The sequence below is a fragment of the Hydrogenophaga sp. genome, assembly GCF_030651625.1.
Classification (GTDB): Bacteria; Pseudomonadota; Gammaproteobacteria; order Burkholderiales; family Burkholderiaceae_C; genus Hydrogenophaga.
Window position 1 is genome coordinate 52,365 of sequence record NZ_JAUSCF010000031.1, and the last position, 24,903, is coordinate 77,267.

General features: G+C 63.3%; 24 protein-coding genes. 9 read left to right on the forward strand and 15 right to left on the reverse strand.

The features are described 5' to 3' along the window. Positions 1 to 71 precede the first annotated feature (71 nt). Positions 72 to 620, reverse strand: coding sequence for a polymer-forming cytoskeletal protein (locus Q7V46_RS14935; RefSeq protein ID WP_304914348.1), 549 nt, complete (start codon positions 618 to 620; stop codon positions 72 to 74). A 164-nt stretch (positions 621 to 784) separates the two neighbouring features. On the opposite strand from Q7V46_RS14935, the gene Q7V46_RS14940 reads away from it, so the two are divergent. From Q7V46_RS14940 to Q7V46_RS14950, 3 genes are all read left to right on the forward strand, one after another. Continuing rightward, positions 785 to 1,624, forward strand: a complete 840-nt coding sequence (locus tag Q7V46_RS14940; RefSeq protein ID WP_304914349.1) for a helix-turn-helix transcriptional regulator — start codon at positions 785 to 787, stop codon at positions 1,622 to 1,624. Positions 1,625 to 1,729: 105 nt separating this feature from the next. Further along, on the forward strand, positions 1,730 to 3,430 hold the full coding sequence (locus Q7V46_RS14945) for an FAD-dependent monooxygenase (RefSeq protein WP_304914350.1): 1,701 nt from the start codon (positions 1,730 to 1,732) through the stop codon (positions 3,428 to 3,430). Positions 3,431 to 3,432: 2 nt separating this feature from the next. Next, positions 3,433 to 3,624 (forward strand): DUF2783 domain-containing protein, encoded by a 192-nt coding sequence (locus tag Q7V46_RS14950; RefSeq protein ID WP_304914351.1) that lies wholly within the window; start codon positions 3,433 to 3,435, stop codon positions 3,622 to 3,624. A gap of 3 nt (positions 3,625 to 3,627) precedes the next feature. Here the strand turns inward: Q7V46_RS14950 and Q7V46_RS14955 are convergent, their stop codons facing one another. Further along, positions 3,628 to 4,236 carry a GyrI-like domain-containing protein gene (locus tag Q7V46_RS14955; protein ID WP_304914352.1) on the reverse strand — a complete coding sequence of 203 codons (609 nt, stop codon included), beginning with the start codon at positions 4,234 to 4,236 and terminating at the stop codon, positions 3,628 to 3,630. A gap of 214 nt (positions 4,237 to 4,450) precedes the next feature. On the opposite strand from Q7V46_RS14955, the gene Q7V46_RS14960 reads away from it, so the two are divergent. Then, the gene (locus Q7V46_RS14960) at positions 4,451 to 6,949 is read left to right on the forward strand and encodes a YgiQ family radical SAM protein (RefSeq protein ID WP_304914353.1); all 2,499 of its coding nucleotides are present in this window, start codon (positions 4,451 to 4,453) and stop codon (positions 6,947 to 6,949) included. 116 nt (positions 6,950 to 7,065) lie between these two features. Here Q7V46_RS14960 and Q7V46_RS14965 read toward each other — a convergent pair whose 3' ends face one another. Together Q7V46_RS14965 and Q7V46_RS14970 are read right to left on the reverse strand one after the other, a co-directional pair. Continuing rightward, positions 7,066 to 7,539 carry a hypothetical protein gene (locus tag Q7V46_RS14965; RefSeq protein WP_304914354.1) on the reverse strand — a complete coding sequence of 158 codons (474 nt, stop codon included), beginning with the start codon at positions 7,537 to 7,539 and terminating at the stop codon, positions 7,066 to 7,068. A gap of 105 nt (positions 7,540 to 7,644) precedes the next feature. After that, positions 7,645 to 7,917: a hypothetical protein gene (locus Q7V46_RS14970; RefSeq protein ID WP_304914355.1), complete on the reverse strand. Its 273-nt coding sequence runs from the start codon at positions 7,915 to 7,917 to the stop codon at positions 7,645 to 7,647. A gap of 743 nt (positions 7,918 to 8,660) precedes the next feature. Here Q7V46_RS14970 and Q7V46_RS14975 point away from each other — a divergent pair. The 3 genes from Q7V46_RS14975 to Q7V46_RS14985 all read left to right on the forward strand — a co-directional run bounded on the left by Q7V46_RS14975 (position 8,661) and on the right by Q7V46_RS14985 (position 10,661). Then, on the forward strand, positions 8,661 to 9,614 hold the full coding sequence (locus Q7V46_RS14975; protein ID WP_304914356.1) for a TraB/GumN family protein: 954 nt from the start codon (positions 8,661 to 8,663) through the stop codon (positions 9,612 to 9,614). Positions 9,615 to 9,686: 72 nt separating this feature from the next. Continuing rightward, positions 9,687 to 10,031, forward strand: a complete 345-nt coding sequence (locus Q7V46_RS14980) for a hypothetical protein (RefSeq protein WP_304914357.1) — start codon at positions 9,687 to 9,689, stop codon at positions 10,029 to 10,031. A gap of 6 nt (positions 10,032 to 10,037) precedes the next feature. Further along, complete coding sequence (locus Q7V46_RS14985) at positions 10,038 to 10,661, forward strand: AAA family ATPase (protein WP_304914358.1); 624 nt, start codon at positions 10,038 to 10,040, stop codon at positions 10,659 to 10,661. 331 nt (positions 10,662 to 10,992) lie between these two features. On the opposite strand, the gene Q7V46_RS14990 is transcribed toward Q7V46_RS14985, so the two are convergent. Beyond that, on the reverse strand, positions 10,993 to 11,910 hold the full coding sequence (locus tag Q7V46_RS14990; protein ID WP_304914359.1) for a CoA transferase: 918 nt from the start codon (positions 11,908 to 11,910) through the stop codon (positions 10,993 to 10,995). A gap of 201 nt (positions 11,911 to 12,111) precedes the next feature. After that, positions 12,112 to 13,299, reverse strand: a complete 1,188-nt coding sequence (gene pobA / locus Q7V46_RS14995; RefSeq protein ID WP_304914360.1) for a 4-hydroxybenzoate 3-monooxygenase — start codon at positions 13,297 to 13,299, stop codon at positions 12,112 to 12,114. Between the two features lie 190 nt (positions 13,300 to 13,489). Here pobA and Q7V46_RS15000 point away from each other — a divergent pair, with 190 nt between their 5' ends. Continuing rightward, positions 13,490 to 14,272, forward strand: coding sequence for an IclR family transcriptional regulator C-terminal domain-containing protein (locus Q7V46_RS15000; RefSeq protein ID WP_304914361.1), 783 nt, complete (start codon positions 13,490 to 13,492; stop codon positions 14,270 to 14,272). 259 nt (positions 14,273 to 14,531) lie between these two features. Here the strand turns inward: Q7V46_RS15000 and Q7V46_RS15005 are convergent, their stop codons facing one another. From Q7V46_RS15005 to Q7V46_RS15030, 6 genes are all read right to left on the reverse strand, one after another. Continuing rightward, positions 14,532 to 15,248: an ABC transporter ATP-binding protein gene (locus Q7V46_RS15005; protein WP_304914362.1), complete on the reverse strand. Its 717-nt coding sequence runs from the start codon at positions 15,246 to 15,248 to the stop codon at positions 14,532 to 14,534. Next, positions 15,245 to 15,442, reverse strand: coding sequence for a hypothetical protein (locus Q7V46_RS15010; RefSeq protein ID WP_304914363.1), 198 nt, complete (start codon positions 15,440 to 15,442; stop codon positions 15,245 to 15,247). Before Q7V46_RS15010 ends, Q7V46_RS15005 begins: the two co-directional genes overlap by 4 nt. Further along, a complete protein-coding gene (locus Q7V46_RS15015) occupies positions 15,443 to 16,204 on the reverse strand; it encodes an ABC transporter ATP-binding protein (protein WP_304914364.1) in 762 nt (253 codons plus the stop codon). Continuing rightward, a complete protein-coding gene (locus Q7V46_RS15020; protein ID WP_304914365.1) occupies positions 16,201 to 17,196 on the reverse strand; it encodes a branched-chain amino acid ABC transporter permease in 996 nt (331 codons plus the stop codon). Before Q7V46_RS15020 ends, Q7V46_RS15015 begins: the two co-directional genes overlap by 4 nt. A gap of 7 nt (positions 17,197 to 17,203) precedes the next feature. Continuing rightward, complete coding sequence (locus tag Q7V46_RS15025) at positions 17,204 to 18,067, reverse strand: branched-chain amino acid ABC transporter permease (RefSeq protein WP_304914366.1); 864 nt, start codon at positions 18,065 to 18,067, stop codon at positions 17,204 to 17,206. 131 nt (positions 18,068 to 18,198) lie between these two features. Next, positions 18,199 to 19,386: an ABC transporter substrate-binding protein gene (locus tag Q7V46_RS15030; protein WP_304914367.1), complete on the reverse strand. Its 1,188-nt coding sequence runs from the start codon at positions 19,384 to 19,386 to the stop codon at positions 18,199 to 18,201. 446 nt (positions 19,387 to 19,832) lie between these two features. Here Q7V46_RS15030 and Q7V46_RS15035 point away from each other — a divergent pair, with 446 nt between their 5' ends. Next, the gene (locus tag Q7V46_RS15035) at positions 19,833 to 20,642 is read left to right on the forward strand and encodes a serine protease (RefSeq protein WP_304914368.1); all 810 of its coding nucleotides are present in this window, start codon (positions 19,833 to 19,835) and stop codon (positions 20,640 to 20,642) included. Between the two features lie 39 nt (positions 20,643 to 20,681). On the opposite strand, the gene bchO is transcribed toward Q7V46_RS15035, so the two are convergent. The 3 genes from bchO to bchI all read right to left on the reverse strand — a co-directional run bounded on the left by bchO (position 20,682) and on the right by bchI (position 24,882). Beyond that, complete coding sequence (gene bchO / locus Q7V46_RS15040; RefSeq protein ID WP_304914369.1) at positions 20,682 to 21,584, reverse strand: alpha/beta fold hydrolase BchO; 903 nt, start codon at positions 21,582 to 21,584, stop codon at positions 20,682 to 20,684. 14 nt (positions 21,585 to 21,598) lie between these two features. Continuing rightward, a complete protein-coding gene (locus Q7V46_RS15045; protein ID WP_370690365.1) occupies positions 21,599 to 23,401 on the reverse strand; it encodes a magnesium chelatase subunit D in 1,803 nt (600 codons plus the stop codon). A 431-nt stretch (positions 23,402 to 23,832) separates the two neighbouring features. Continuing rightward, on the reverse strand, positions 23,833 to 24,882 hold the full coding sequence (bchI, locus tag Q7V46_RS15050; protein WP_304914370.1) for a magnesium chelatase ATPase subunit I: 1,050 nt from the start codon (positions 24,880 to 24,882) through the stop codon (positions 23,833 to 23,835). Positions 24,883 to 24,903: the final 21 nt, after the last annotated feature.

Below are 24,903 nucleotides of genomic sequence, written 5' to 3' on the forward strand. Positions count from 1 at the left end.
AGCATACCGGGGCCGAAGTGGGGCGGCAACGGCATCCGGTTGCTCAGAGCCGGATGCGTTGCGTGGTCTGGTCAGGCTGCCAGAGCCATGGAAGGTTTGCTGGCCGATCTCGAGGCTGTTGACACCGTGCATTCGATATCCCCAGACAGCTGACCGCCTTCTTCAATCACGACCTTGCCGTAGCGAATCTTGCCTGTGACTTTGCCCGAAGCATAGATCACCAGTTTCTGGCGAACCGTCAGGTTGCCGTCGAACACGCCGCGAATTTCTGCAATGTCGATTTCAGCCGAGCCTTTGAACTCGCCTTGTTGTGCAATCTGGATCACACGCGAATCCATGGTGGCTTCGACCATGCCTTCCACGACCAGGGTGTCGCAGTCGGTGATTTCCACGCCCTTGAGCTTGATGTTGGGGCCCACGGTGAGTTTGCTGCCACCTTCCGGTGCTGTGCTGGTGCTGGCTGTTGCAGAGGCTGGTGTGGTCACCGCAGGTGCCGCCTCAGGTGTCGAGGGAGTCTGCTGCGGCGCGCTGGGAGTTGCAGCTCCGTAGCGTGGGGTGGCCATTCCACTGCTCAGGGGTTTGGGTTGTTCGGTCTCGCGTTTGCCAAAATGCAGTGCCATGTAGCCTCCTTCAAAAAGTGAAGCGTCCATGCTAATGATCACGGCGCTTACATTCGCGGCGGTACCGTAAGACCGGTAACGAGATGCACCGCGTAATGCGTTGCCCGAGCAGCGCCGGTATGCGAAACCCGCTGGTTTGATGCTTTCAGATAGATACTTTCGACATGCAAAGTCACTGGATCCTGGAGCCAAAGCCATCAACCGGCCTGACGGTGTCCCTGACGCATGCCGCATCGTTGATGCAAATCCTGGGCATGGGGCATCAGCACGCGGTGGCAGAAGGTTTGCTGGGTCTCCTGCAGGAGCACGTGCCGCTGGCGCAGTGCACCATCTTTGCCCATGAGGGCACGCGGGCGCCGCGCATCGTTGCGGTGGGTGACAGGTCGCGCACGCAGACGCTGGCCGACATCGCCGAAGCCTATGTGACGCGCTTCTATCGCCTGGACGGGTGCATGACCGCCATGCGCGAAGAACTGTCTGCGGCACGCAAGGCGGGCATGCAGCATCCCCGCATCGTGATGCACCGCCAGACCGGCTCAGACATTGCTCATGACGAGTACCGGCACGTGTGCTATGAGCGGCCGCAGGTGGCTGAGCGGCTCGCACTACTGGCCTTGTTCGAGGGGCGACGGTGGTTGTCCGTGAACCTTTACCGCGGCATCGAGCATGGGCCGTTTGACCCGAGGTCGCTCGATGTGGTGAGTGCGTTTGCACCGCTGATCGTTCACGCCGTGCGCTTGCACCACACCGGGCAAAGCGTGAATCAGGAACTGGGGGACCTTTTGCTGGCGCGCCTGAGGCTACGTCATCCCTACCTCACCCCGCGCGACTGCGATGTCGTTCGGTGCCTGCTGGATGGTCTGAGCACCACAGCCATGGCCGAGCGGCTGGGTCTCACGCTGGCCAGCGCGCGCACTTACGTCAAGCGGGTGTACCGAAAGCTGGGGGTGTCTGGCCAGCGGGACCTGATAGGCATGTTGCTGGAGCCAGGCCGGAAGGTCTGACTACCATGTCTCCATATGGGGACATTGTGGGTGGACGCGGCACATAGACTGACGAGTCTGTGGCGGCGGTTTTCGTCCGCATCCAAACAAATTCCCGAGGTCTCCATGCACCTTCCTCATGCCGAACCCCGTTCATCGATTTACTACCGCTACCAGGTTTTTGAGCCCTGGCTGCCTTCGCAGCACGCCGGGCAGCAGTCCCACCGTGTGGTGGTGGCAGGCGCGGGGCCGATTGGTCTGGTGACGGCGCTTGCACTGGCGCACCAGGGGGTGCCATGTGTGGTGATCGAGTCGGAACGGCAGGTGTGCGAAGGCAGCCGGGCAATCGTGTTCACGCGGCGGTCGATGGAAATACTGCAGCAGGTGGGGGTGGCCGCAGAGGTGTCTGCACACGGCTTGCCCTGGCGGTTCGGCAACTCGTTCTACCGGGGAGAGCGCGTGTTCCGCATGGAGGCACCCCATGACCCGGACGACCGCTTCTTCCCCATGATCAACCTTCAGCAGCAGTTTCTGGAGCAATATCTGGTGGACGCAGCGCGCCAGCATCCGCTGATCGATTTGCGTTGGGGCAATCGGGTGATGGCGGTGGCCCAGGATGCGCAAAGTGCCAGTCTGGAGGTCGACACGCCCGAGGGGCCGTACACGCTGCGCGCGGACTGGCTGGTCGCGGCCGACGGGGCCCGCTCCGCCATTCGCAGTTTGATGGAACTGAAGCTGGAAGGGGCTTCCTACGAAGGCCGCTTCGTGATCGCCGACATCCGCATCGATCTGCCGCTGCCTACCGAGCGGCTCGCCTACTTCGACCCCGACTGGAATCCGGGCAACACCATCCTCATGCACCGGGAGCCACATGGCATCTGGCGGGTGGACTACCAGTTGCCGCCCGGCGAAGACCCTGAAGACGCCTTGAAACCGGCGTCATTGAAGGCGCGCATCGATGCGCAACTGGCCATGATCGGCCATGCGGGTGTGCCCTGGGAAATGGACTGGTGCTCGGTGTATTCGGCCCGCGCGCTCACGCTGCCGGACTATGTACACGGCCGTGTGCTGTTCGTGGGCGATGCGGCGCACCTGCTGCCCATTTTTGGCGTTCGCGGCGCCAACACGGGTTTTCAGGATGCGCAAGGCCTGGCTTGGCGCCTGGCACTGGTGGTCAAGGGCGTCTCACCAGAAAAGCTGCTGAACACCTACAGCAGCGAACGCGTGGCGGCCGCGCGTGAAATCATTGACGAAGCGGGCAAAAGCACCCGCTTCATGACACCACCCACCCGGGGTTTTCGCCTGCTGCGAGATGCCGTGCTGTCCCTTTCCTTGAGTGAAGCCTTCGTGAGGCCGCTGTACCACTGGCGCACCTCGCGTCCGCACGAATACACACATTCCCCCGCCAACAGCGCAGACGACGACAACGCTTCTTTCAATGCAGGGCCAGGCCACGGCGCGCCGCCCCGGAACGTGCAGATGGCGGCCGACGATTACCTGCTCGACCACCTGGCTCACCACTTTGCCTTGCTCTATTTCACGGACGCAGATGCCATGCCGGAGGACGTTCTGGCGACCGTGCGCGAAGCACGGGACCTTGGCCTTCCGCTGCGCGTGGTCGCAGTGGGCGGTGCTGCGCCTGTGTCTGATGCCGATGAGACGCTGAACGATGCCAGTGGACATTTGCGTGAGCGATACGGTGTGTCCACCAGCGGCGCTGCGTATCTGCTGCGACCCGACCACCATGTCTGTGCACGCTGGACGCATCTGGAAGCCACACGCCTGCGCGCTGCGCTTGTCAATGCAGCCAGCCTGCAAGGAGCCTGACCATGAATCCATCTCAAGCCCTCACCATATCTGGCCTGGAACAGGTCTACGACGCACTCGCCATCGCCATTGATGCGGCTGGCCCGGAGAAAACCGAGCTGTTTCTGGTCAAGCTGGCCTTGCTGAACGCCAATGCACTGTCCGAACCGGCGCTGTTTCAGGCGCACATTGAGGCAGCGCTCAAGGACCTCTGAGAGTCAACTCATGGGTTGGCGAAGAATCGTTTTCCACTTCTTCGGGTCCCCGCGCCGCACGTCACTCAAATAGATTTCGTGGTGCTTTCCACGGAGGCTGGATTTGGCGCCGATGAAAGCATGCAGGCGTTCTATGGCCGGTCCCTCTTCAGAAAACGGGCCCACGTGCAGGATCTGGGCGCAGCGGCCTTCAGAGAAGTGTTCCAGGCGCAGCTGGTCTACACCGGGCAGTTTCTTCTTTCTCAGCACGTCGCCAATGGCTTCGTGAATCATTTCATCGGGCACGAAGGCGGGTTGCACAATCATCATGGTCCACTCCCATTTCGCCTTGTCGCCCGCTGTGAAAGCGGCCATGTCGTCGGCCCACCAGAGCCCCTCGAGTGGCATGACGGCATAGTCCAGCGCCATTGGCCCCTTCTTGACCATGAACTTGGCGGCATAGGAGACGGCGAACAGCGCTTGCACCGCCTCAGCGTACGCTGGCGCTGTGTTGGGATCGCCTTGACCATCAATCATCAGGAATTTCAGCTCGGGCACATCCACCTGCACGACCGCATTCGAGCTCGCCTGATACAGGTCTTTCAGGTCTTTCTTGAGGTCAATCTGGGCCATGGGCACTCCTGGGGACGCCAATGTGGATGTCAAAGCTGCCGTCTGGCTGGTAGCTAGAAGTCTGCAAGAACGGCCTTTTTCAGTGCGGTGCGGGTCCCAAAGGCTTGCCGTCCGGCGGTTTACGCTCCCATCGCCACGGCCGAGCCAGCACCACACCCGCCACCAAGGTTGATGGCCAGCACCTACACTTGCGGGTTCTCCCTTGATTGTCTCCATGAACGCCCCCGTCGACGTCTCCTTTTTTGCGCGCGCAGCCAAGCCGCTCACCAGCTACCGCCCCTACTGGGCCAAGCGGTTCGGTGTGGCGCCGTTTCTGCCCATGAGCCGCGCCGAGATGGAGCAGCTGGGCTGGGACTCGTGCGACATCATTCTGGTCACGGGCGATGCCTATGTGGACCACCCCAGCTTTGGCATGGCGGTGATCGGCCGCGTGCTGGAGGCGCAGGGCTTTCGGGTGGGCATCGTCGCCCAGCCCGACTGGCAGAGCGCCGAACCCTTCAAGGCACTGGGCAAGCCCAACCTGTTCTGGGGCGTGACCGCGGGGAACATGGATTCCATGATCAACCGCTACACGGCCGACCGCAAGATCCGCAGCGACGACGCCTACACCCCCGGCGACGTGGGCGGCAAGCGCCCAGACCGCGCCGCCATCGTCTACAGCCAGCGCTGCCGCGAAGCCTACAAGGACGTGCCCATCGTGCTTGGCGGCATCGAAGGCAGCCTGCGCCGCATCGCCCACTACGACTACTGGAGCGACAAGGTGCGCCGCAGCATCGTGGTCGACGCCAAGTGCGACCTGCTGCTGTACGGCAACGCAGAGCGCGCCCTGGTGGAAGTGGCGCACCGCATCGCGGCCCGCGAGCCGGTGGAACAGATCACCGACGTGCGAGGCACCGCCTTCGTGCGCCGCCCGGGCGACCCTTCGACCGAAGACTGGATCGAGCTGAATTCCGCCGAGGTCGATCAACCGGGCCACGTGGAAGACCACATCAACCCCTACCTGACCACGAGCGAGCAGGCACAGGCACAAGGCCAGAGCTGTTCCAAGGACGAGGCGAGCGAGGGGAATTCGGCAGCGCGCGAAAAGAAGTCACTCCCTCTCCCCCTGGGAGAGGGCAGGGGTGAGGGCTCCCCAGCCCAACCCATCCGCTTCGTTCAAAACCCGAACCTGCGCGCCAAGGCCGGCCCTCACCCCAACCCTCTCCCAGAGGGGGAGGGAGGAAGAGGCATCACCATCCACCGCCCCCAGGGCGCAGGCGGCGTGGCCAAGCTGCCGCGCGAACGCACAGTGATCCGCCTGCCCAGCTACGAACAGGTGAAGAGCGACGCCGTGCTCTACGCCCACGCCAACCGCGTGCTGCACCTTGAAACCAACCCCGGCAACGCCCGAGCACTGGTGCAAGCGCACGGCGAGGGGCCCACGGCGCGCGATGTGTGGATCAACCCACCCCCCATCCCGCTGACCACGGCCGAGATGGACTGGGCATTCGACCTGCCCTACGCCCGCAGCCCGCACCCCGCCTACGCAGACGAGAATGGCCGGCACGACGGCGCCACCAAGATCCCGGCCTGGGAGATGATCCGCTTCAGCGTGAATATCATGCGCGGCTGTTTTGGGGGCTGCACCTTCTGCTCCATCACCGAACACGAAGGCCGCATCATCCAGAGCCGCTCGGAAGAATCCATCATCAAGGAAGTCGAAGACATCCGCGACAAGGTGGAAGGCTTCACCGGCGTCATCAGCGACTTGGGCGGCCCCACGGCCAACATGTACCGCCTGGGCTGCAAGAGCCCTGCCATCGAAGCCGCCTGCCGCAAGCCCAGTTGCGTGTACCCCGGCATCTGCCAGAACCTCACCACCAACCACGACCCGCTCATCCAGATCTACCGCCGGGCGCGGGCGCTCAAGGGCATCAAGAAGATCTTGATCGGCTCCGGCCTGCGCTACGACCTGGCCGTGAAAAGCCCCGAGTACGTGAAAGAACTGGTGCAGCACCACGTGGGCGGTTACCTGAAGATCGCGCCCGAACACACCGAGGGCGGGCCGCTGTCGAAGATGATGAAGCCCGGCATTGGCAGCTACGACAAGTTCAAAGCCATGTTCGAGAAGTACAGCGAAGAGGCAGGTAAAAAGCAGTTCCTGATCCCGTACTTCATCGCCGCGCACCCGGGCACCAGCGACCAGGACATGATGAACCTGGCCATCTGGCTCAAGAAAAACGGCTTCCGCGCCGACCAGGTGCAGACCTTCTACCCCAGCCCCATGGCCACCGCCACGGCCATGTACCACACCAGCCTGAACCCGCTCAAAGGCATTCACCGCGACGAGCGGGCAGAGAAGGTGGACATCGTGCGCGGCGACAAGCGCCGCCGCCTGCACAAGGCCTTTCTGCGCTACCACGACCCGAACAACTGGCCGCTGCTGCGCGAAGCCCTCAAGACCATGGGCCGCGCCGACCTGATTGGCAACGGCAAACACCACCTGATCCCCACCTTTCAGCCCATGACCGATGGTGGGTACCAGAGCGCGCGGCGCAAGAACAGCACGCCTGTGGGTGCCAAGGCCAGCGAGCGGGCTGCTGCAGTGGTGAAGACGGGTGGGGCGGGGCGCGTGGACTCAGGCTCTGCGGGCAAGGCGCCGGTCAAGGGGCGGATTTTGACGCAGCACACGGGGTTGCCGCCGCGGGCGGGGGTGAAGGGGCGGGGGCGGTAGGGTTTGTGCTGAGCGCCTGAGGTCGGCCATAACCACGACTTTGGCAATCTTCGGAAGAGAGTTTTCAACGTTCTAGTTCACAGGACGTCGGCTAGCGCATTTGAATGTTGGGCGCACTATTGAACTACGGCGAATGACATAAGGGCCTCTAAGCGCTGAATAGCTATTTGCCGCTTTTCAACTTCATCTTTGTGGTTGATCCCAATGTATTGCGCCAGCATGTAGGTTTTGACTTCCAATTCGGGAAGGATGATGTTTACTCCCTCCGGATAGAAGTATTGCCTCCAGGCTTCGTCATATTGATCTCTTTGATTTCCATTTAACATATTTCGCAAGCTGTAAATAGCTCGCTCATGCTTGGGGAATGCCTCTTTCAGGAGATCATAGCCGCTGCCAGGCTCAGCTGGAACATTGCTTCTAAGAGTTGCAATCTCACTCACAAAAGCCTTTCGCAATTCCTCGCTGGCAGCGTTGAACCTAGCCGCGCGACGGTCCTGATGAGATCTCTGCTTAGCAAGTAAATGGGTGAGGATCGCCCCGATCAGCAGCGACGCCAACGATGCAAGAGATAGCTCTCCAAGGGTGTACATACGGAGGCTTTCTAGTGATCTAGCGCAAGGCTTGAGCGGCGAGTTGAGTCGGCGCAAAGCATCGACATAGCCACCACGTCTGCGAGCGCTTGATAGTGCTTGATATTATTCCTGCACGAACCCGATTTGCGATTTTTCAGACGCTGACACGCAAAGCTTGACGTAGCGGTGTGGAATGGAAATCTCAGCCTCGAACGAAGAGCCGTCCTCGTTGGTGCTTGTAGCCACCATCACGAAGTAGGGACCATCAGGATACACCCTTTGGCAGTAGATGTATTTCCCAACAAGCCCGTCTCTTGCATATGGCGCCAGCGCCTCACTGAGGTCATTCCATGCTTGCTCGGTCAGAAGAACGCCGAACACTTTGTTGTTTTTCATAAATGGTCCTCTAAAATCCTAATTCTTGTTGCCCATGTCCTGATGTTTGTTTGAAACAACTTAATGCAGTTCAAGCTTTTATTAAATATTTTAACTAATGCGTGTTGTCATTTGTCGAAGTTCATGTTCGACAATTGGCGAATAGTTGATTTGTCGATCTGGCTAGTAATTTGAGCCAGCCCATAACAATATTCCTACACCCATAAACCACCATCCGGCTGAGTTGTTTTTGTTTTCATAGTGTAGATAGGCTCCCAGAAGAAACACGACAATTCCAAGGACTAATGTCAGAAGGTTCATTTGCGTTGAGTCCCTGCTCCTAACGGTTCTATCGGGCTAAATATGGCCATTCGTAGGTGGCTATAATCGAGGTCGTCAAATAAAGTTGCAAAGCAAATCCTTAGCCTTTGAAAGCCGGCTTTCCCGATACTTCATGGTGGATTCATGTAGGAAGGAATTTCGGTGTATGTTAGCCCATGCCATTGATGGATTGTCGGTGATTCCGTAGGTATATAGCAAGTAGGGCTAAAGTTTCTGCATGTTGGTGTTGGGGGCCTCCAATAAAGTGACTGGCCGCTGCTGGGCAATCACTCAGGAGAGCTTTCTGGGCCGATTCGATACATTGGCGCTTCCACCAAAACATGCTTGGTATGCACCGTTGAACGACCACCAGAATGCCACATGGTAGATTTTTGCGCGGGCAACTTCGCTCACAACTGTATTTGAAGGGTCGTTCTTTCACCATGATGTTCCGCCGATTTGTCTCGCTCACACTGGCCTGTGCCTTTCTAGCGGGCACCGCCGTTGCGCTCGCTGCCCCACCAGCGCAAGAAACCTGCCCACCCGAACCCGATCCCCTCAGCCACGAGCTGATGCAGAACGCCCAGCAGCAGGCCACGGACCGGGGTTTTCTGTGGCGCATCAGCCGCGACGGGCGCGAGTCGTTTCTGTATGGATCGATGCACGCCGGCCGGTCTGAGTGGTTTGCGCTGGGGCCGCTGGTAGAGGCTTCACTGTCTCGCGCGGGTGTGCTGGCGCTGGAGATTGATTTGACCGATCCGGCGGTGCTGGATGCCTTGCGCAGCGCCATGCAGGGACCGGCGCGGCCTTTGCCGTCAGCGTTGATGCAGTCATTGCGTCTGGCCTGGGCGGCCGAGTGCCTGCCTGAGGCCGCGCTTGCACAGGGCGCGGTGGAATTGCACGTGATGCAGCTGGCGGTGGCTCAGGCGCAGCGCCAGGGGCTGTTCACGCTTTACGGCGGTGAGTCCCTGCTGCTGATGCACAGCATGAGCGCCCAGCGTCCGGTGGTTGGGCTGGAGTCGGTGCAGACGCAGCTCTCGGCGCTGATGGCGCGGGACGACTCAGAGGCTGCGACCATGGTGAGCGAGATGCTGGCCGAGCTGCAGCGCCCCCGCGCCGCGCGCAGCCTGGAGCGGCTGGCGCAGGCCTGGGCAATCCGCGACCTGAAAGACCTGGAGGCCTATGCCGAGTGGTGCGACTGTCTGAACACGCCGACCGAACGGGAGATGTATGCCCGATTGTTGGACGGGCGCAATCCTGGCCTGGCCGAGTCGATTGAGCGGCTGCACGCCGAGGAAAGTGTGTTCGCGGCGGTAGGCGCATTGCACATGGTTGGGCCGCAGGGGCTGCCGTCGCTGCTCAAGGCTCGGGGCTTTGTCGTGACCCGGATGCTCTGATTTCTATCATCTGTCATCTGTGTTGCAGAATGGGGCAAAATGGCGCAAAATGCCTCAAACAGGAGATTCGACATGTCCAGCGTTGCCAGCTCGTTTGCATCTGTGAAACTGCCCGCCGCCTTGGTGCAGCAGGCCCGGGAGGCGGCTCAGCCTCAGCGCCGCTCGGTGGCTGGTCAGATTGAATACTGGGCGACCCTGGGGCGCATTGCCGACGAAACCGGCCTCACCGTGCAAGAGGCTCGCGAGGCGATTGCGCTCTATGACGCCCGCCACAGTTCCCCGGCAGACGACGAATCGCTCGACGCGATTGAAGCGCGCTTCATGGCCGCAGAGTCCACCGGTCGCCTGGCCCAGGCGGTGCGCGACACCGTGCTGGCCAACCGCCTCAAGGCCGCACCCTCGCGCCACGCTGCCTGACGCCGTTTGTCTTTGGCTGCTCCGGTTTTTTACCTGCTGGCCGGGCCCAACGGCGCGGGCAAGTCCACGCTCTATCGCAGTGCGGTGGCCCAAGGCTTGATTCCGGCGGATGCCGAATTCGTCAATGCCGACCTGCACGAGGCGGCCCATCTGCAGCATGTGACTGACCCTGCTCAGCGCTCGCACCAGGCGCGCCAATGGGCCGATGCGCGGCGGGCGCAGTGTTTTGCCGAAGGCCGCTCGTTCGCCAGCGAGACGGTGTTTTCCCATACCTCCAAGCTGGATCTGATGGCCGCAGCCAGGCGCATAGGGTTCAGCGTGGTGCTGCTCGTGGTGTGCGTGGAAGACCCGCAGCAACTGATTGAGCGCGTGAACCAGCGGGTGGCCGAAGGCGGCCACCCCGTGCCGCCCGAACGCATTCTGGCGCGTTACCCGCGCACGGTGCGTCACCTGAGCGTGGCGGTGCGGCGGGCTGATCTGGCCTTGCTGTACGACACGTCGCTGCCGCCGGACCAGGTGTTTCAGCCTCCACGCCTGGTGGCGCGGTTGCGCGGTGGTGAACTGATGTGGCAGGCAGACCCGCTGCCGGCCTGGACCCGCCGTGTGGTGTCGCCTGAGCCCATGCGGTGAGTGGCCGGAGTCTCATACCGATCCATTCGGTTTGATGGAAACCGTTCGGGCTGAGCTTGGCCTGTCCTGAGCATGTCGAAGGGACGAAGCCCTGCGTGGGCGGGCACTTCGACAGGCTCAGTGCGAACGGTTTATTTCTGCTGTCGAACGTGCATTCGCTTCAGGGCATTTTTTGCCGTCGAACACGAACTCACATCAGGGTGCTTCCGGAAACTCAACAAACACCGTTCGGGCTGAGCTTGTCGAAGCCCTGTGTGGGCGGGCACTTCGACAGGCTCAGTGCGAACGGATACTTTTGCCGTGCGGGCCTGCTCGGAAAATCGTCAGCTTCTCAGGCCGGCAAGGTGTGCAAGGGAATGTCGTTGGCTGCTGCCAGCTTGTCCAGTTGCTGGCGCGTCTGGCCTGCAAAGAACGCGGCGATGGCTGCATGGGTCTGCGGCAGGAACATCGCGCGCAGATCGGGCATGTTCACGCCCGCCACCTTGCACAGGGCGGCCGCAAAGTGCGGTTCCAGCGCGGCCACCGCAACGCGCCCGTTTTTGCAGGCATACACCCGGTAGCCCGCATGGGCGCCACCCACCGCGCCAGTGGGTTGGGTCAAGCCCCAGGTTCGCGGCAGGGCCAGCCAGGCCGCTGCGTCTGACAGCGCCACTTCCTGAAAACTGCCTTTGCCGCTGGTGCGCTGGTTCAACACCGCCTTCAACGCGGCTTCGCTGGCCATCAGGGCGCCGCCCATGTCTGCGAACAGGGTGGCGGGCAAGCTCATGTCGTTGACCAGGCCGGCCTCGGCCAGGTAGGTCAGGTCGTGCCCCGGCTCTTCGGCGCGCGCGCCGGGTGCGCCCACAATGGCCACGACAGAGAGTTGCGGGTAGGCCTTGTGCAACGCCTTCCAGCCCAGGCCCAGCTTGGCCAGTGCCGATGGACGGAACGAGGTCAGCAGCAGGTCGGTGCGGGCCAGTTCCTGGTGCAGCCGGGCCTGGCCCTTGTCCGTCTTCAAGTCGATGGTGAGCAACTTGATGCCCTGATGCAGCGTGGCGTAGGCGGTCGGGTTGTACTGGCCCATCGGGTCGCCGCTGGTGCCAGCAGGCGCACCCTTGGGGCCGGGCGGCTCTGCCTTGATGCAGTTGGCGCCCATGGCCTTGAGGCGCATGAACGCGGCTGGCCCGGGCAGATTGAGCGCCAGGCTCAGGATGCGGACGCCGCGCAGGGGTTTGAGGGCTTTGGGCGTGGCAGGGGAGGGTATGGACATGACGGTACCGGTTGACGTTCGCGTCAATGTACAGCCAAGTTCAAACGGACAGAGGCAAGGCGGCGACAGCGCCAGGTGGAGCTACCTTTCCGGCGCGAAATGCCCGCGTCCAGAGATACCGTGGAACCGGCTTTGCCGGGCCACTGGTATCGCCCCCTTTGAGGGGGTGATGCGCTGAAAGCGCGGCGCGGGGGTGGGCCCTTATTGGCCAAAGTCGAGGGGCAAACCCACGTAGTTCTCGGCCAGCGAGCGGGAAGCGGCCTCCGAGCGCACCAGGTACTCCAGCTCGGCTTCCTGCACTTTCTGGCCAAAGCCTTCGGTGTCGGGGAAGCGGTGCATCAGGGTGGTCAGCCACCAGCTGAAGCGCTCTGCGCGCCAGACGCGGGCCAGTGCTTTCTGCGAGTAGTTGTCGATGCCGGCGTCGGTGTGCTCGATGTAGTGCTCGGTCAGTGCATTGGCCAGGTACTTCACGTCGCTGGCGGCCAGGTTCAGGCCCTTGGCGCCGGTGGGTGGCACGATGTGCGCGGCGTCGCCAGCGAGGAACAGGCGGCCAAAGCGCATGGGTTCGGCCACAAAGCTGCGCAGGGGCGCAATGCTTTTTTCAATGCTCGGGCCGGTGATGATGCGCGACGCCATCTCGGGGTCCAGGCGCAGGCGAAGCTCGTCCCAGAAGCGCTGGTCGCTCCAGTCTTCCACCTTGTCGTCCACCGGGCACTGCACGTAGTAGCGGCTGCGCGTGAGGCTGCGCATGGAACACAGCGCGAACCCACGCTCGTGGTTGGCGTACACGATGGCGTGTGATGAGACCGGTGGCACGTCGGCCAGCACGCCCAGCCAGCCAAAGGGGTACACCTTTTCGTATTCGCGGATGGCGTCGCGCGGCACGCTGGCGCGGCACACGCCATGGAAGCCGTCGCAGCCGGCGATGAAGTCGCAGCTGAGTTCCTTGGACTGGCCGTCCACTTCGTATTTCACCGTGGGCGTCTTGCCGTCGAAATCGTGGATGCTGACGTTGGCGGCGCTGTAGATGGTGGTCAGGCCAGCGGCGGCACGTGCTTCCATGAGGTCGCGCGTGACCTCGGTCTGGCCATAGGCGGTCACCACGCTGCCACCGGTGAGCCCGGTCACGTCAATGGGGTGGCGGGTGTTCTTGTAGACCAGCTCGATGCTGTGGTGCACCGTGCCTTCGCTGGCCACGCGCTGTCCCACGCCCGCTTCATGCAGCAGGTCCACCGTGATCTGTTCCAGAATGCCGGCGCGGATGCGGCCCAACACGTAGTCCGGGCTCTGGCGTTCGATGATGATGTTGTCGATGCCGGCCTTGTGCAGCAACTGGCCGAGCAGCAGGCCGGAAGGGCCTGCGCCGATGATGGCGACCTGGGTTTTCATGGGAGTGTCTCCTGGGCGCATGGCCTGAAAGCGTGTGCGGATGGGTTTCGACGGCAAGGGCGCCGCGACCTGCATGCAGCTTAGGCAGAGGACCCTGTGCGGGCAATGGCTTGCTGGCGGAGCTGCGCGATCTCCGGATGCTTTGCGCGATGAACGCGCAATCTGCCGTCGCTTGGCCATAATGGCGCCCATGGACACCCACCCGAACCCCATCGCAAAGGCCGACTTCATCGAGGGCATGGCCAAAGGCATGGCGGTGCTGGAGAGTTTCGATACCGAACGCCAGCGCCTGAATGCCACCCAGGCCGCCGAGCGAGCTGGCTTGACGCGGGCCGCCGCGCGCCGCCATCTGCTGACGCTGGCGCATCTGGGTTATCTGGACACCGATGGCAGCCACTACTGGTTGTCTGCCAAGGTGTTGCGGTTCTCCGGCAGTTACCTGGCCTCGGCGCGCCTGCCTCGGTTGCTGCAGCCCACGCTCAACCGACTGGCCGCGCAGACGCGCGAGTCGTTTTCTGCGGTGGTGCTGGACGGTGACGAGGTGGTGATCGTTGCGCGCAGTGCGTCTGTGGGCGGGCAGCGGCTCATGGCTTACGGGCTGCACCTGGGTGCGCGCCTGCCGGTGCATGCCACGTCCACCGGGCGGGTGCTGCTGGCGGGCTTACCGCGCAGCGCTTTTTCAGCTTGGCTCAAGGGGCGCGAACTCGCCCGGCTCACACCCAAAACGACGGTGGATCACAAGGGCTTGCGCGCCGAGGTGGAACGCGCGCGGCAGGACGACTTCTGCGTGGCAAGCGAAGAGCACGAACTGGGCGTGCATGCGCTCGCGGTTCCCTTGCGCAACATGCAGGGCAAAACCGTGGCTGCCCTCAACGTGGTGGCTTCACCTGACCGTCTGGAGGCCCGGATATTGCAAACCGACCTGCTGCCCTTGTTGCTGGACGCGGCGCGTGAAATGCGGCCGCTGCTCTGACGTTCTTCATTGATCCGGCCCGGTGAGGTGGTCCGTTCGGGCAGAAACCCTTCCGTTCGGGCTGAGCCCGTCGAAGCCTTCAACTGCAACATGGCACGAGCCCTTCGACAGGCTCAGGGCGAACGGATGTTGTTTCGTTCGGGCGGGAACCCCTCCGTTCGGGCTGAGCCTGTCGAAGCCCCCGCCCACACTCAAGCGGCCCCTTGGGCTGGCGCCGGGTGAACGGTTGATGCTTCACCGGGTCGGCGTACTTGCGGCGTTAAACGCCGAGGTACTGTTCCAGCAGCTCCGGTTTCTCCAGCAATTCGCTGGTGGCACCATTGAAGACCACTTCACCCTTGACCAGAATCACGTTGCGGTCAGTGATCTGGGTGACGTGTTTCCAGTTCTTGTCGACGATCACGCTGCTGATGCCGGACTCGCGGATCAGGCCGCAGATGCGCCAGATTTCGCGGGCGATCAATGGGGCCAGGCCTTCGGTGGCTTCGTCCAGGATGAGCAGGTCCGGATTGGTCATCAAGGCGCGGCCGATGGTGAGCATTTGCTGCTCACCGCCACTGAGCTGTTGCCCGCCATGGTTCAGGCGCTCGGCCAGGCGGGGAAAGGTCTCCAGCACGCGCTCGTAGGTCCAGTCGCGCTGACCCTTGGTGCCGGCGCGTGCCGACATGACCAGGTTTTCTTTCACGCTGAGGTTGCCGAAGATGCCGCGGCCCTCGGGCACGTAGGCGATGCCCTGGCGGGCCACTTCGAAGGTGGGTGCACCGGTCATCGCCTTGCCCTTGACGTGCACGCTGCCACCGCTGGGTTTGACAATGCCCATCAGCGATTTCAGCAGCGTGGTCTTGCCCATGCCGTTGCGTCCCATCAGGCCAATGGTCTGCCCGGGCGCCACCGTGAAGTCGATGCCGCGCAGGATGTGGCTGGCGCCATAGTGGGTGTGCAGGCCCTTGGCTTCGATCAGGTTGATCGTGCTCATTGGCGAAGCCCCTTATTGCGACAGGCGCTGAAAATGAGAAGAAACTTCGATACCGTCTCGGTTGTCTCACCGCGCAGCGCGCGACCACGATGCGTGAAGCGGTCCAGTCCAGTGGCACCGCCGGGCCGGCTTTGCCGGACGGCCAGTGCCGCCCCCTTGAGGGGGTGGCGCGAAGCGACGCGGGGTTGTTTCATCTAATGCTCCTCGCCCAGGTAGGCCGCTTGCACCGTGGGGTCGGCCCGCACCTCTGCGGGTGTGCCTGTGGCAATGACCTGTCCATTGACCATCACGGTGAGCTGGTCGGCCAAGGTGAACACCGCGTCCATGTCGTGTTCCACCAGCATCATGGCGTGGTCTTTTTTGATTCTGAGCAGCAGGGCCACCATGCTTTCGGCTTCGGCCTGTCCCATGCCGGCCAGGGGTTCGTCCAGCAACAGCACGGTGGGCTCGGTGGCCAGGGTCATGGCGATTTCCAGCTGACGCTGTTCGCCGTGGCTGATGGTGGCGGCCACAGCGTTCGCCCTTTCGGTCAGTCCCGCCAGCTCCAGCGCGCGTTCACAGCGGGCATTCACGCCCGGCATGGCGCTCGCCGATGTCAGCCAGCGCAGCGGGTTCCATGGGCCATGCCGTTCGCGCGATTGCGCGGCCAGGCGCACGTTGTCCCACACGGTGAAGGGCAGAAAGATGTTGGTCTTCTGGTAGCTGCGGCCCAGGCCCAGGCGGGAGATGGTTTCGGGCTTCTTGCCAGCGGTTTCCCGGCCATTGAGCGTGATCTGGCCTGCGGTGGGGGGCAGGTCGCCAGAGAGCAGATTGGTCAGCGTGGACTTGCCCGCGCCGTTGGGGCCGATCACGGCGTGTATGCGGTCGCGGAACAGGTCCACAGACACATCGTTGACAGCGGCCAGGCCTCCAAAACGTTTGGTGAGGTGGTGGGCTGAGAGCAGCAGATCACTCATGGCGTGCCTCCGCGCTTGCCGAAGAGGCGTTCACCCAGGCCCAGCAGGCCCCTGGGCGCCACCAGCACCACCAGCACGATGAAGCCGCCCATCAGCAACTGCCAGTGTTTGGTGAGGTCCTTGAAGAAGTGCATCACGTACTCGAACGCAAAGGCGCCCACGATGGCGCCGGCAAAGTTGCCCATGCCGCCCAGAATGATCATCATGATGGCGTGGGCGCTCATGTGGAAGCCCATGAGTTCGGGGTTCACGTAGCCGGTTTGTGCCGCCCACAGAAAGCCCGCCACGCCCGCCAGCGCGCCGGCCAGCGTGAACGCGGCGAGCTTGTAGCCGAAGGTGCCATAACCCACGGCGCGCATGCGGTGTTCGTTCACTCGGATGCCGGCCAGCACGCGACCAAAAGGCGAGAACAGCAGGCGCCTCAGGAACAGGTAAACCAGCACCAGCACCAGCAGCGTGAAATAGAAAAAGGTGGTCTTGTTTTCGAGGTCGACCACCTGCCATCCAAAAATGGAAGCATCAGGACGGAAGTACACGTAGATGCCGTCCGACCCGCCAAGTGCCCGGTTGTCGAAGAACAGGAAGAACACCATCTGCGCGAACGCCATGGTCACCATGATGAAGTAGATGCCGTGGGTGCGCACCACGAAGAAACCGATGATCAGCGCCGCCAGGCCCGCCCCCAGCGCCGACGCTGGCAGAGCCCACCAAAGGCTGATGGGGGTGTCCGCCGGTGTGAGGAAGGCGAGGGCATAGCCAGCGAGCCCGAAGTAGGCCGCGTGCCCCAGCGACACCAGGCCGGTGACGCCTTGCAGCAGGTCCAGGCTCATGGCGAAGATCGCGAGGATCATCATCTGCGAGAGCATCTGGAGGTAGAAGTCGGAGCCGGTGAGCGGCACGAACGGAAACACGGCCAGTGCCACTGCGCCGAGCGCCAGCAGCACCTGCACACCCTGTGGCAGTTTTTCGAGTTGGGCTTTGGGGGAACTCATCTTGACCCTATTGCTTGAACAGGCCTTCGGGCTTGTACAGAAGAACCACTGCCATCAGCATGTAAACCGCCATGCCCGCGATCTGCGGCACCAGCACCTTGCCGAAGGTGTCCACGAGGCCCACCAGCAGCGCGGCCACCATGGCGCCGCGCACCGAGCCGATGCCGCCGATCACCACCACCACGAAACACATGATCAGCACCGAACTGCCCATGCCGGGATACACGCTGGCAATGGGCGAAGCGATCATGCCGGCAATGGCCGCCAGGGCCACGCCAAGCGCAAACACCACGCCATGGATGAGCCGGATGTTGATACCCAGTGCTTCGGTCATTTCACGGTTGAAGGCGCCCGCGCGGATCTTCATGCCCAGGCGGGTCCTGGAGATCAGCAGGTACAGGCCCAGCGCGAGCGCGATGCAGACAGCCGACATGACCAGCCGGTACACCGGGTACGAGAGGTTGTCGGTCAACGGAATCGACCAGTTCAGCATCTCCGGCACCTGAACAGCGTGCACGTCGTCACCCCAGAAGATGGACCGCATCTCTTCAAAGATGTAGATCAGGCCGAAGGTGAGCAGCACCTGATCCAGGTGGTCCCGATGATAGAAATGCCGGAACAGCAGCCACTCCAGCAACCAGCCCAGCACCACAGCAATCAGGGTACCGACGATGATCGCCAGCACCAGGCTGCCCAGCTGCGAGGCCAGGAACCACGCCAGGTACGCACCCAGCATGTAGAAGCTGCCATGCGCCAGATTGACCACACCCATGATGCCGAAGATCAGGGTCAGGCCTGCGGCAAGCATGAACAGCAACAGGCCGTATTGCAGGCTGTTGAGCAGCTGGATCAGGAAGTTCGCGAAATCCATGGGGTGGGGTGTTTGGAAGGTCTCTGGACACGCGTGCAAAAAACAGACCAGCACCGTTCAAGTGCTGGTCTGCGGCAGTCTGCGGCAAACGGCCGGTTCGCGTTCAGACACGCGAAGCGAGGGGCGCCGGGTCAGGCCATGCGGCAGCCGGTGGCCGGGTCGGCCACAGCCTTCTGTGCAATGCCGAGCACCTTGTTTTCCTTGTTCACCACCTGACGCAGGTACATGTCCTGGATGGGGTTGTGGGCCGGGCTCATGGTCCACTTGCCGCGCGGGCTGTCGATTTCTGCACCGCGCATGGCAGCGTAGAGCGCCTGCTTGTTGTTCATGTCGCCACGCACCGCGTTCGCACCTTTGATAAGCAACAGCCCCGTGTCGTAACCCTGCACGGCGTACACGTCGGGCTGCGAACGGAAGGCCTTTGCGTACTCCAGGCGGAACTGCTTGTTGCGGGGGGTGTCCAGCGAATCGCTGTAGTGCATGGTGGTGAGCACGCCATCGGCGGCCGGGCCGGCGGCATCCAGCACACCTTCGGTCAGGAAGCCGGAGCCATAAAGCTGGATGTTCCTGTTCAGGCCGGCTGCTGCGTAGTCGCGCAGGAACTTGGCAGCACCACCGCCAGCGAAGAAGCAGGCCACGGAATCGGGGTTAAGGGAGGCGATTTCGGTCAGCAGCGCCTGGAACTCCACGTTCGGGAAGGGCAAGCCGAGCTTCTTGACGATGGTGCCACCGGCTTCGGTGAAGCTCTTCTCAAAGCCTTCGAACGCTTCATCGCCTGCGGCGTAGTTCCAGGTGATCCAGACGGCCCTTTTGTGACCGCGTTCCACCATGGCTTTGCCCAGCGCCAGGGTGGGTTGGGAGTTGGTGAACGAGGTGCGGAACACGTTGGGTGAACACTGTGCGCGCGTGGCCACGTGCACACCTGCATTGGGAATCAGATTGAGCACGCCGGTGTCGCGGGCCACCCTGTGAATACCCATCTGCACGCCCGAATGCACGGTACCCACCAGCACATCAACCTTGTCGCGCTGAACCAGACGGGTGGCGTTCTCGACCCCTTTGGCTGGATTCGATTCGTCGTCCACTTTGAAGAATTCGATCTCTCGCCCGCCGAGCTTGCCGCCCTGTTCATCGAGCGCCATTCGAAAGCCGTTTTCGATCGCCACGCCGAGCTGCGCAAAGGTGCCGGTGTAGGGAAGCATGAAGCCCACTCGCACTTTGTCAGATTGGGCGCGCACGATTTGCGGCAACAGCAGACCGGTGGAAGCGGCGCCGATCACGGCAGCGCTGCGGGTGAGAACAAGTCGGCGGGTGGTCATGGAATTCTCCTGTGGTTGGGTTGCCGGGATGCGATTCACTGTAGAGGCGGTGCTTCCGGTTGGCGATCCAGAATTACCCGTACTTCAAACCTGAATTATTGAGGTTTGAATTGCTTTTCTGACGACCGGTTCGTCGGATGGCGGCGACTTGCCAGGTCGACCGCGTCGGCTCTGAAACCACGTGCAGATCCAGTGATCCTCGGGGTTGACCGAAAAGATGATCTATATTGCATTTCTGTCACGTGGCGAAAGTGGGCCGTTCGACCTTGGCATCGCGTCACAAGCCTGCAATATAGTGCACATTTTGCATTTGCTTCCTCAGGGGAAACCCTTTGAGGCTTGAGCGGCTGACGGTTGCGCGGGCCGGATATGGACGGTCGGCCGTTCTTCTCCATCCACACCCTGCAATCTCGGGAGCCTCGAGGTGAGACACTTCAAGGATGAACATGCTTCCACGCGCAACAACTCCGCAAACAGGGGGTTCTGAAGATGCCGCTTCCGGCAGCATCCCTGTTGATCCGCTGTTTCTGGCGGCCCCAAGGGTTTCCTCGTTTCACGGCACTCAGGCCCTGACCAACGCCAGCGGCTTTTTCTTTGAACGCGGAGAGCAGCTTTTTCTGGTGACCAGCCGGCATGTGGTGATTGATGAGGACACCAAACACTTTCCGGATCGGCTGGAAATCGAGTTGCACACCGACGTCAGCAACCTCACGCTGTCCACCGGTTTTTCCATGTTGCTTTACCAGGAGGGTGAAGCCGTCTGGCGGCAGGGGAGTGACAGCGGTGGCGAGATCGATGTGGCCGTGCTGGAGGTCGACCGCAGCGCACTGCCGGCTTCGGCCGTGATCCGCGCATTCAGCCCCGAGCACCTGCAAACCGCCTTCCGCGAGGTGCACGCTGGCGAGTCGTTGCTGGTGGTCGGGTTTCCACTGGGGTTCCACGACGCGTTGCACCACTTGCCGGTGCTGCGCTACGCGGTGGTGGCATCGCCCTACGGGATCCGGTTTCAGGGACAGGGTTACTTTCTCACCGATGCCAGAACCCACAGAGGGACCAGCGGCGCAGCGGTGGTGATGCGTGACCTCTCACCCAGCTCCGCCACAGCCGACTTGCCCTGGAAGTTGCTGGGGGTGCACTCGGCGCGCATGGACATGGGAGACCGCGATCTGGTGCTGGACGAATCGCTCGGTCTGAATTGCGCCTGGTACGCCGACATCCTGCTCACACTCACCGAGCCGCGCGAAGCCGCAGACTAAGTCTGAACCTTGCTGCAGTCGGTTGCGCTGCGCCCGATTTCAGCTCGGCAGACAAGCGACAACAGCGGCCGGTGCCTCTTCATGCGCTAGATGGCCCAGTGAAGGCAGCACGGTCAGTGTGCCGCGCGAATCAGGAGCCAGGCGCTCCATGGCTTTGCGGCTGTCTGCTGGTGGTACGGTGCGGTCTTGCTCTCCCACGATCAGGTCAAGAGGCACGGCCAGCTTGGGCAGGTCGCGAGCCAGTTGTGGCAGGTCCCAGTTCGCCATCATGGCCAGTGCGCCGGCCACATGATCGCGGTCGCTCACCAGCCGGTGGTAGAGCGCAGTGCCGCGCACATCCAGCACCGAACCCGTGCGGCCGAGCAGTTGGGCCAGTACGACCGGGTTTTGTGCCCGCCAGGCAAACAACCTGGGAATCAGCGGCATGGCCGCCATCACCTTGGCCGCAGGTGAAAACCATTGTCCGGCGAGCCCGCCCAGAGGCATCAGTGCCGCATTGATGCCCACGATACGTCGCGGGTTCGCCAGCCGATCCAGCACCATGCGGATGGCGATGGCCGCACCGGCGGAATGGCCGATGATGAGTGCTGGGTTGGCTTCCAGCTGTTTCATCAGTGAAGCGATTGCGCGCGCCATGCCGGGCAGGCTCAGCTGGGGCGCGCCAGCACCACCCGGCGGAATACCGGTGAAGGCGTGACCGGGCAGGTCCGGTGCCACCACGGTGTACCGCTTGGCCAGCAGGGGCGCGACGTCACGCCAGCTGTGGGTGGATGCACCGGTGCCATGCAGGAGCAGCGCCACCGGCGCATCGAAGGGAGCGACCGCACCACCGGACTGTGCGACGCACTCGAACACCTGCACGTGCCAGCGCAGGCCACCTGCCTGCACGAAGCGGCTGTGCTCGCGGTTCGGCCAGTCTCTGCCGTCTCTTGGCCAGTCCATGGGCGGGCCTCTGCTCAACCGGCAGGCTGTGCCAGTCTCACGGCCTGGCTGAGCCCCGCAGCACCCGCGTGGGGCAGCGGGATGTAGGCAGCGGCCAGCGCGGCGGCAAGCGTTCGTGCGGCATCGGCTGGCTGGGGAGAAGTGTCGATCAGCAGTGCGGTGAACCCGCTGAGAGCGAACGCCTGGGCCGCCTGCAAGGCATCGGCCGTGGCCAGCGTGCGTCCGGGCGTGCCGAGGCGGTCGATGTTGGCGCGGCCGTCGGTGAGGAACACGGCGACGGCCGTGTCCCCGCTGCGGACGATCTGTTGCGCCATGGCGCCTGCCGCGTCAATGCCTTGCGCCAGGGGTGTTCCGCCGCCACCCGGCAAGGCGGCCAGGGCGCGCTTGGCTCGCGCCAGTGACCGTGTGGGTGGCAGCAGCACCTCCACGCCCGCCCCGCGGAACGCCAGCACGGCGACCTTGTCGCGTCGCACATAGCACTCGGCCAGCAACAGCTCCACCGCGCCCTTGGCCTCGGCCAGCCGGTGTAACGCGGCCGAACCCGAAGCGTCCACCACGAACAGGGTGGTGGTGGGACGGTTCTGGCGAAAACGCACAACGTGAAAATCCTGCTTGCGCACCTGGATGCGTCGGGGCTCCTGGGTGGCGCCCCGCAGGCGCTGCCACGGCGCTGCGGCACGCAGGGTGTCCAGCACGTGCAGCCGCGCGCCCGAACGGGGTTCACCCCGGCGAGTGCCCACTGGGCGCCCACGGTTCTGATTCTTCAACACCGCACCCGACTGCCCACCCGTTGCCGCTCGGCCCTGGCGCGCCTGGCCCAGTGCCAGTGCGGCCAGCAGTCCAGCCGGAATGGCGGCTCGCACCGCTTCGATCAGACGGTCTTCCATGCCTTTGGGGTCGACTGTCTCGTTGTGGTCGGCCTCTTCATCCATGGGTGTTTGGTCGGGCGGCGAATCGGCCGCAGGCGCAGATTCGGCCTCGTCGGTTTCAGGGGGGGCTGGCTCAGGGGTGTTGGCTTGCTCTTCCTGGGGCTCGGGTGCCTGTGAGGGCATGCGGGTCGCTCGAGGTGCCAGCACCAGGCGAGCGGCCAGTGCCGCGTGACTCTCATCCACCTCGTCCAGCCCCGCCAGGGCTGCGGCCGCGCGCGCGGCACGCAGCGCCAGCAAGGGCGCGCGCATCGATGCCACGCCCCACACGACCGATGCAGCGCACAGGGCCTGTATGACCGCATCGGGCACGACCACCTTTGGCATGAGCGCGCGGGCCTCTTCGACGTCCACGCGGCGCCAGGCGGTGCCTTCGTCACCGGGCGCGGCGGGCGACAAGGCCACGTGAAAAGCCAGTCGGTCAAGCAAGGTGGCGGGCAGGCGCTCTTCCTCGTTGGCCCCTTCGTCAAAGGCCACCAGCGCCACACGGGCTGTGCAGCGTTGGGTCAGCCCGTCGCGTTCCAGTTTGAGCTCGTGTGTGTCGAGTACCGCAGCCAGGAGCGCTGCCACGCCGGCATTCACGCGTTCGGCCATGGCCAGCAGCAACACGCCGCCGTCGCATCGGGCCAGCAGCCCGGTCTGTGCAATGGGGCGCCCGGCCTGCAGGGTGGCGGCCAGATCGAGGCCACCGAGCAAGGCGGCATCGGAGGCGTGCAACGGCACCCTGAGCAGCGGGGCCGTCTCGGGCAGGCAGTGTTTGAGCAGCGCCAGCCAGTCGTCGCGCAGCGGACCCGCTGGCGACCGCAAAGCCACACCGCCAAGCCCCACCGGGTCTACCGCCATCAGCGCTGCGACCAGCGCCGCATCGGCGCCCAGGAGCCTGCTCGGCAGAACGACATCGGCTGCAACGCGTGGAGAAAAGTCCCGCTTCGCCCCCGTTTCTCCGGCTGTGGCTACGGCCACAGTCCCCAAAATCGGCGCCGAATCGGGCTCTTTTCCCCCGCGCTTCGCTTCGACGCCTTCTGCCGCACAGGCTCCCGGGCCGGGGCGCTGCCGGGCACTCGCAGCCGTGCTTTCGTCCTGCGGGCTGCGGAACGAGCCAGCATGGGAGCGGTTCTGCGCTGAGTTCACTGGACTACCCTCCGTGCTACACACTGCGGGGCTGAGCGCCTTCGGAGCGGCCGTGCGGCGCTCACTCGACTACCCTCCGTGCTAAGCACTGCGGGGCTGAGCGCCTTCGGAGCGGCCGTGCGGCGCTCACTCGACTACCCTCCGTGCTAAGCACTGCGGGGCTGAGCGCCTTCGGAGCGGCCGTGCGGCGCTCATGCTCCCATCAGTTCGGCCACCGCGCGCTCCACCCGCACGGTCGATCCCGAATTGTCCAGCGGGTTGCGACGCAGGCGGTGGCGAAGGGCCGGCCCCGCCACACGCTTGAAATGTGCATCGGTCACGCTGGCATCGCCCAGCAAGGCGGCCATGGCGCGCGCAGCGCGTATCAGAGTGAGGTCGCCGCGCAGCCCGTCGGTGCCCAGGGCCATGCACAGAGCAGCGGCGCGTTCGCGGGCGGCATCCGAGATGACCACTTCCTGCAAACGGTTGCGCGCGCTCACCAGTTTGCGGCGGATGCGCTCGTCTTCTTTCTTCCAGCGTTCGATGAAGGCTTCGCGGTCCTGTTCGAAGGCATCACGCCTGCGCACCACCTCCACGCGTTCGGCCACGGTATCGGGCGTTTTCACCTCCACCGACAGTCCGAACCGGTCCAGCAGCTGGGGACGCAATTCGCCTTCTTCAGGGTTGCCGCTGCCCACCAGCACAAAACGGGCAGGGTGCCGAACACTCAGGCCTTCGCGTTCGACCACGTTCTCGCCCGAAGCGGCCACGTCGATCAGCAGGTCCACCAGGTGGTCTTCCAGCAAATTGACTTCATCGATATAGAGAAATCCCCTGTTGGCCTGGGCCAGGAGGCCGGGCTCAAAGGCCTTGATGCCTTGCGAGAGTGCCCGCTCCAGATCAAGGGCACCCACCACACGGTCTTCGGTGGCGCCCAGCGGCAGATCAACCACGGGCACCGGCACCAGATGTGTCCTGGGTGTGGGCAGTCCCGGCGCACGCAGGGTGGCGCAGTCTTCGCACCGGCTGGCCGGATCCGACGGGTCGCAGCTGTAGCGGCATCCGTTCACCGCTTTCATCCTGGGCAGCAGTGCGGCCAGCGCCCGCACGGCGGTGGACTTGCCCGTGCCCCGGTCGCCGAGGACCAGCACGCCGCCGATGCTGGGGTCGATGGCGGCGATGAGGATCGCCGTCTTCATTTCTTCTTGACCGACGATCGCTGAAAAAGGAAATGCCTGTGCCATGGCGAACCAGTATGTCACAGGATGCACATTTTTGGTTCC

What these genes read in the sequence shown, in the direction of transcription:
- Q7V46_RS14935 (WP_304914348.1), bottom strand. Translation starts at nt 620, where the DNA reads ATGGCACTGCATTTTGGCAAACGCGAGACCGAACAACCCAAACCCCTG.
- Q7V46_RS14940 (WP_304914349.1), top strand. Translation starts at nt 785, where the DNA reads ATGCAAAGTCACTGGATCCTGGAGCCAAAGCCATCAACCGGCCTGACG.
- Q7V46_RS14945 (WP_304914350.1), top strand. Translation starts at nt 1,730, where the DNA reads ATGCACCTTCCTCATGCCGAACCCCGTTCATCGATTTACTACCGCTAC.
- Q7V46_RS14950 (WP_304914351.1), top strand. Translation starts at nt 3,433, where the DNA reads ATGAATCCATCTCAAGCCCTCACCATATCTGGCCTGGAACAGGTCTAC.
- Q7V46_RS14955 (WP_304914352.1), bottom strand. Translation starts at nt 4,236, where the DNA reads ATGGCCCAGATTGACCTCAAGAAAGACCTGAAAGACCTGTATCAGGCG.
- Q7V46_RS14960 (WP_304914353.1), top strand. Translation starts at nt 4,451, where the DNA reads ATGAACGCCCCCGTCGACGTCTCCTTTTTTGCGCGCGCAGCCAAGCCG.
- Q7V46_RS14965 (WP_304914354.1), bottom strand. Translation starts at nt 7,539, where the DNA reads ATGTACACCCTTGGAGAGCTATCTCTTGCATCGTTGGCGTCGCTGCTG.
- Q7V46_RS14970 (WP_304914355.1), bottom strand. Translation starts at nt 7,917, where the DNA reads ATGAAAAACAACAAAGTGTTCGGCGTTCTTCTGACCGAGCAAGCATGG.
- Q7V46_RS14975 (WP_304914356.1), top strand. Translation starts at nt 8,661, where the DNA reads ATGATGTTCCGCCGATTTGTCTCGCTCACACTGGCCTGTGCCTTTCTA.
- Q7V46_RS14980 (WP_304914357.1), top strand. Translation starts at nt 9,687, where the DNA reads ATGTCCAGCGTTGCCAGCTCGTTTGCATCTGTGAAACTGCCCGCCGCC.
- Q7V46_RS14990 (WP_304914359.1), bottom strand. Translation starts at nt 11,910, where the DNA reads ATGTCCATACCCTCCCCTGCCACGCCCAAAGCCCTCAAACCCCTGCGC.
- pobA (WP_304914360.1), bottom strand. Translation starts at nt 13,299, where the DNA reads ATGAAAACCCAGGTCGCCATCATCGGCGCAGGCCCTTCCGGCCTGCTG.
- Q7V46_RS15000 (WP_304914361.1), top strand. Translation starts at nt 13,490, where the DNA reads ATGGACACCCACCCGAACCCCATCGCAAAGGCCGACTTCATCGAGGGC.
- Q7V46_RS15005 (WP_304914362.1), bottom strand. Translation starts at nt 15,248, where the DNA reads ATGAGCACGATCAACCTGATCGAAGCCAAGGGCCTGCACACCCACTAT.
- Q7V46_RS15010 (WP_304914363.1), bottom strand. Translation starts at nt 15,442, where the DNA reads ATGAAACAACCCCGCGTCGCTTCGCGCCACCCCCTCAAGGGGGCGGCA.
- Q7V46_RS15015 (WP_304914364.1), bottom strand. Translation starts at nt 16,204, where the DNA reads ATGAGTGATCTGCTGCTCTCAGCCCACCACCTCACCAAACGTTTTGGA.
- Q7V46_RS15020 (WP_304914365.1), bottom strand. Translation starts at nt 17,196, where the DNA reads ATGAGTTCCCCCAAAGCCCAACTCGAAAAACTGCCACAGGGTGTGCAG.
- Q7V46_RS15025 (WP_304914366.1), bottom strand. Translation starts at nt 18,067, where the DNA reads ATGGATTTCGCGAACTTCCTGATCCAGCTGCTCAACAGCCTGCAATAC.
- Q7V46_RS15030 (WP_304914367.1), bottom strand. Translation starts at nt 19,386, where the DNA reads ATGACCACCCGCCGACTTGTTCTCACCCGCAGCGCTGCCGTGATCGGC.
- Q7V46_RS15035 (WP_304914368.1), top strand. Translation starts at nt 19,833, where the DNA reads ATGCTTCCACGCGCAACAACTCCGCAAACAGGGGGTTCTGAAGATGCC.
- bchO (WP_304914369.1), bottom strand. Translation starts at nt 21,584, where the DNA reads ATGGACTGGCCAAGAGACGGCAGAGACTGGCCGAACCGCGAGCACAGC.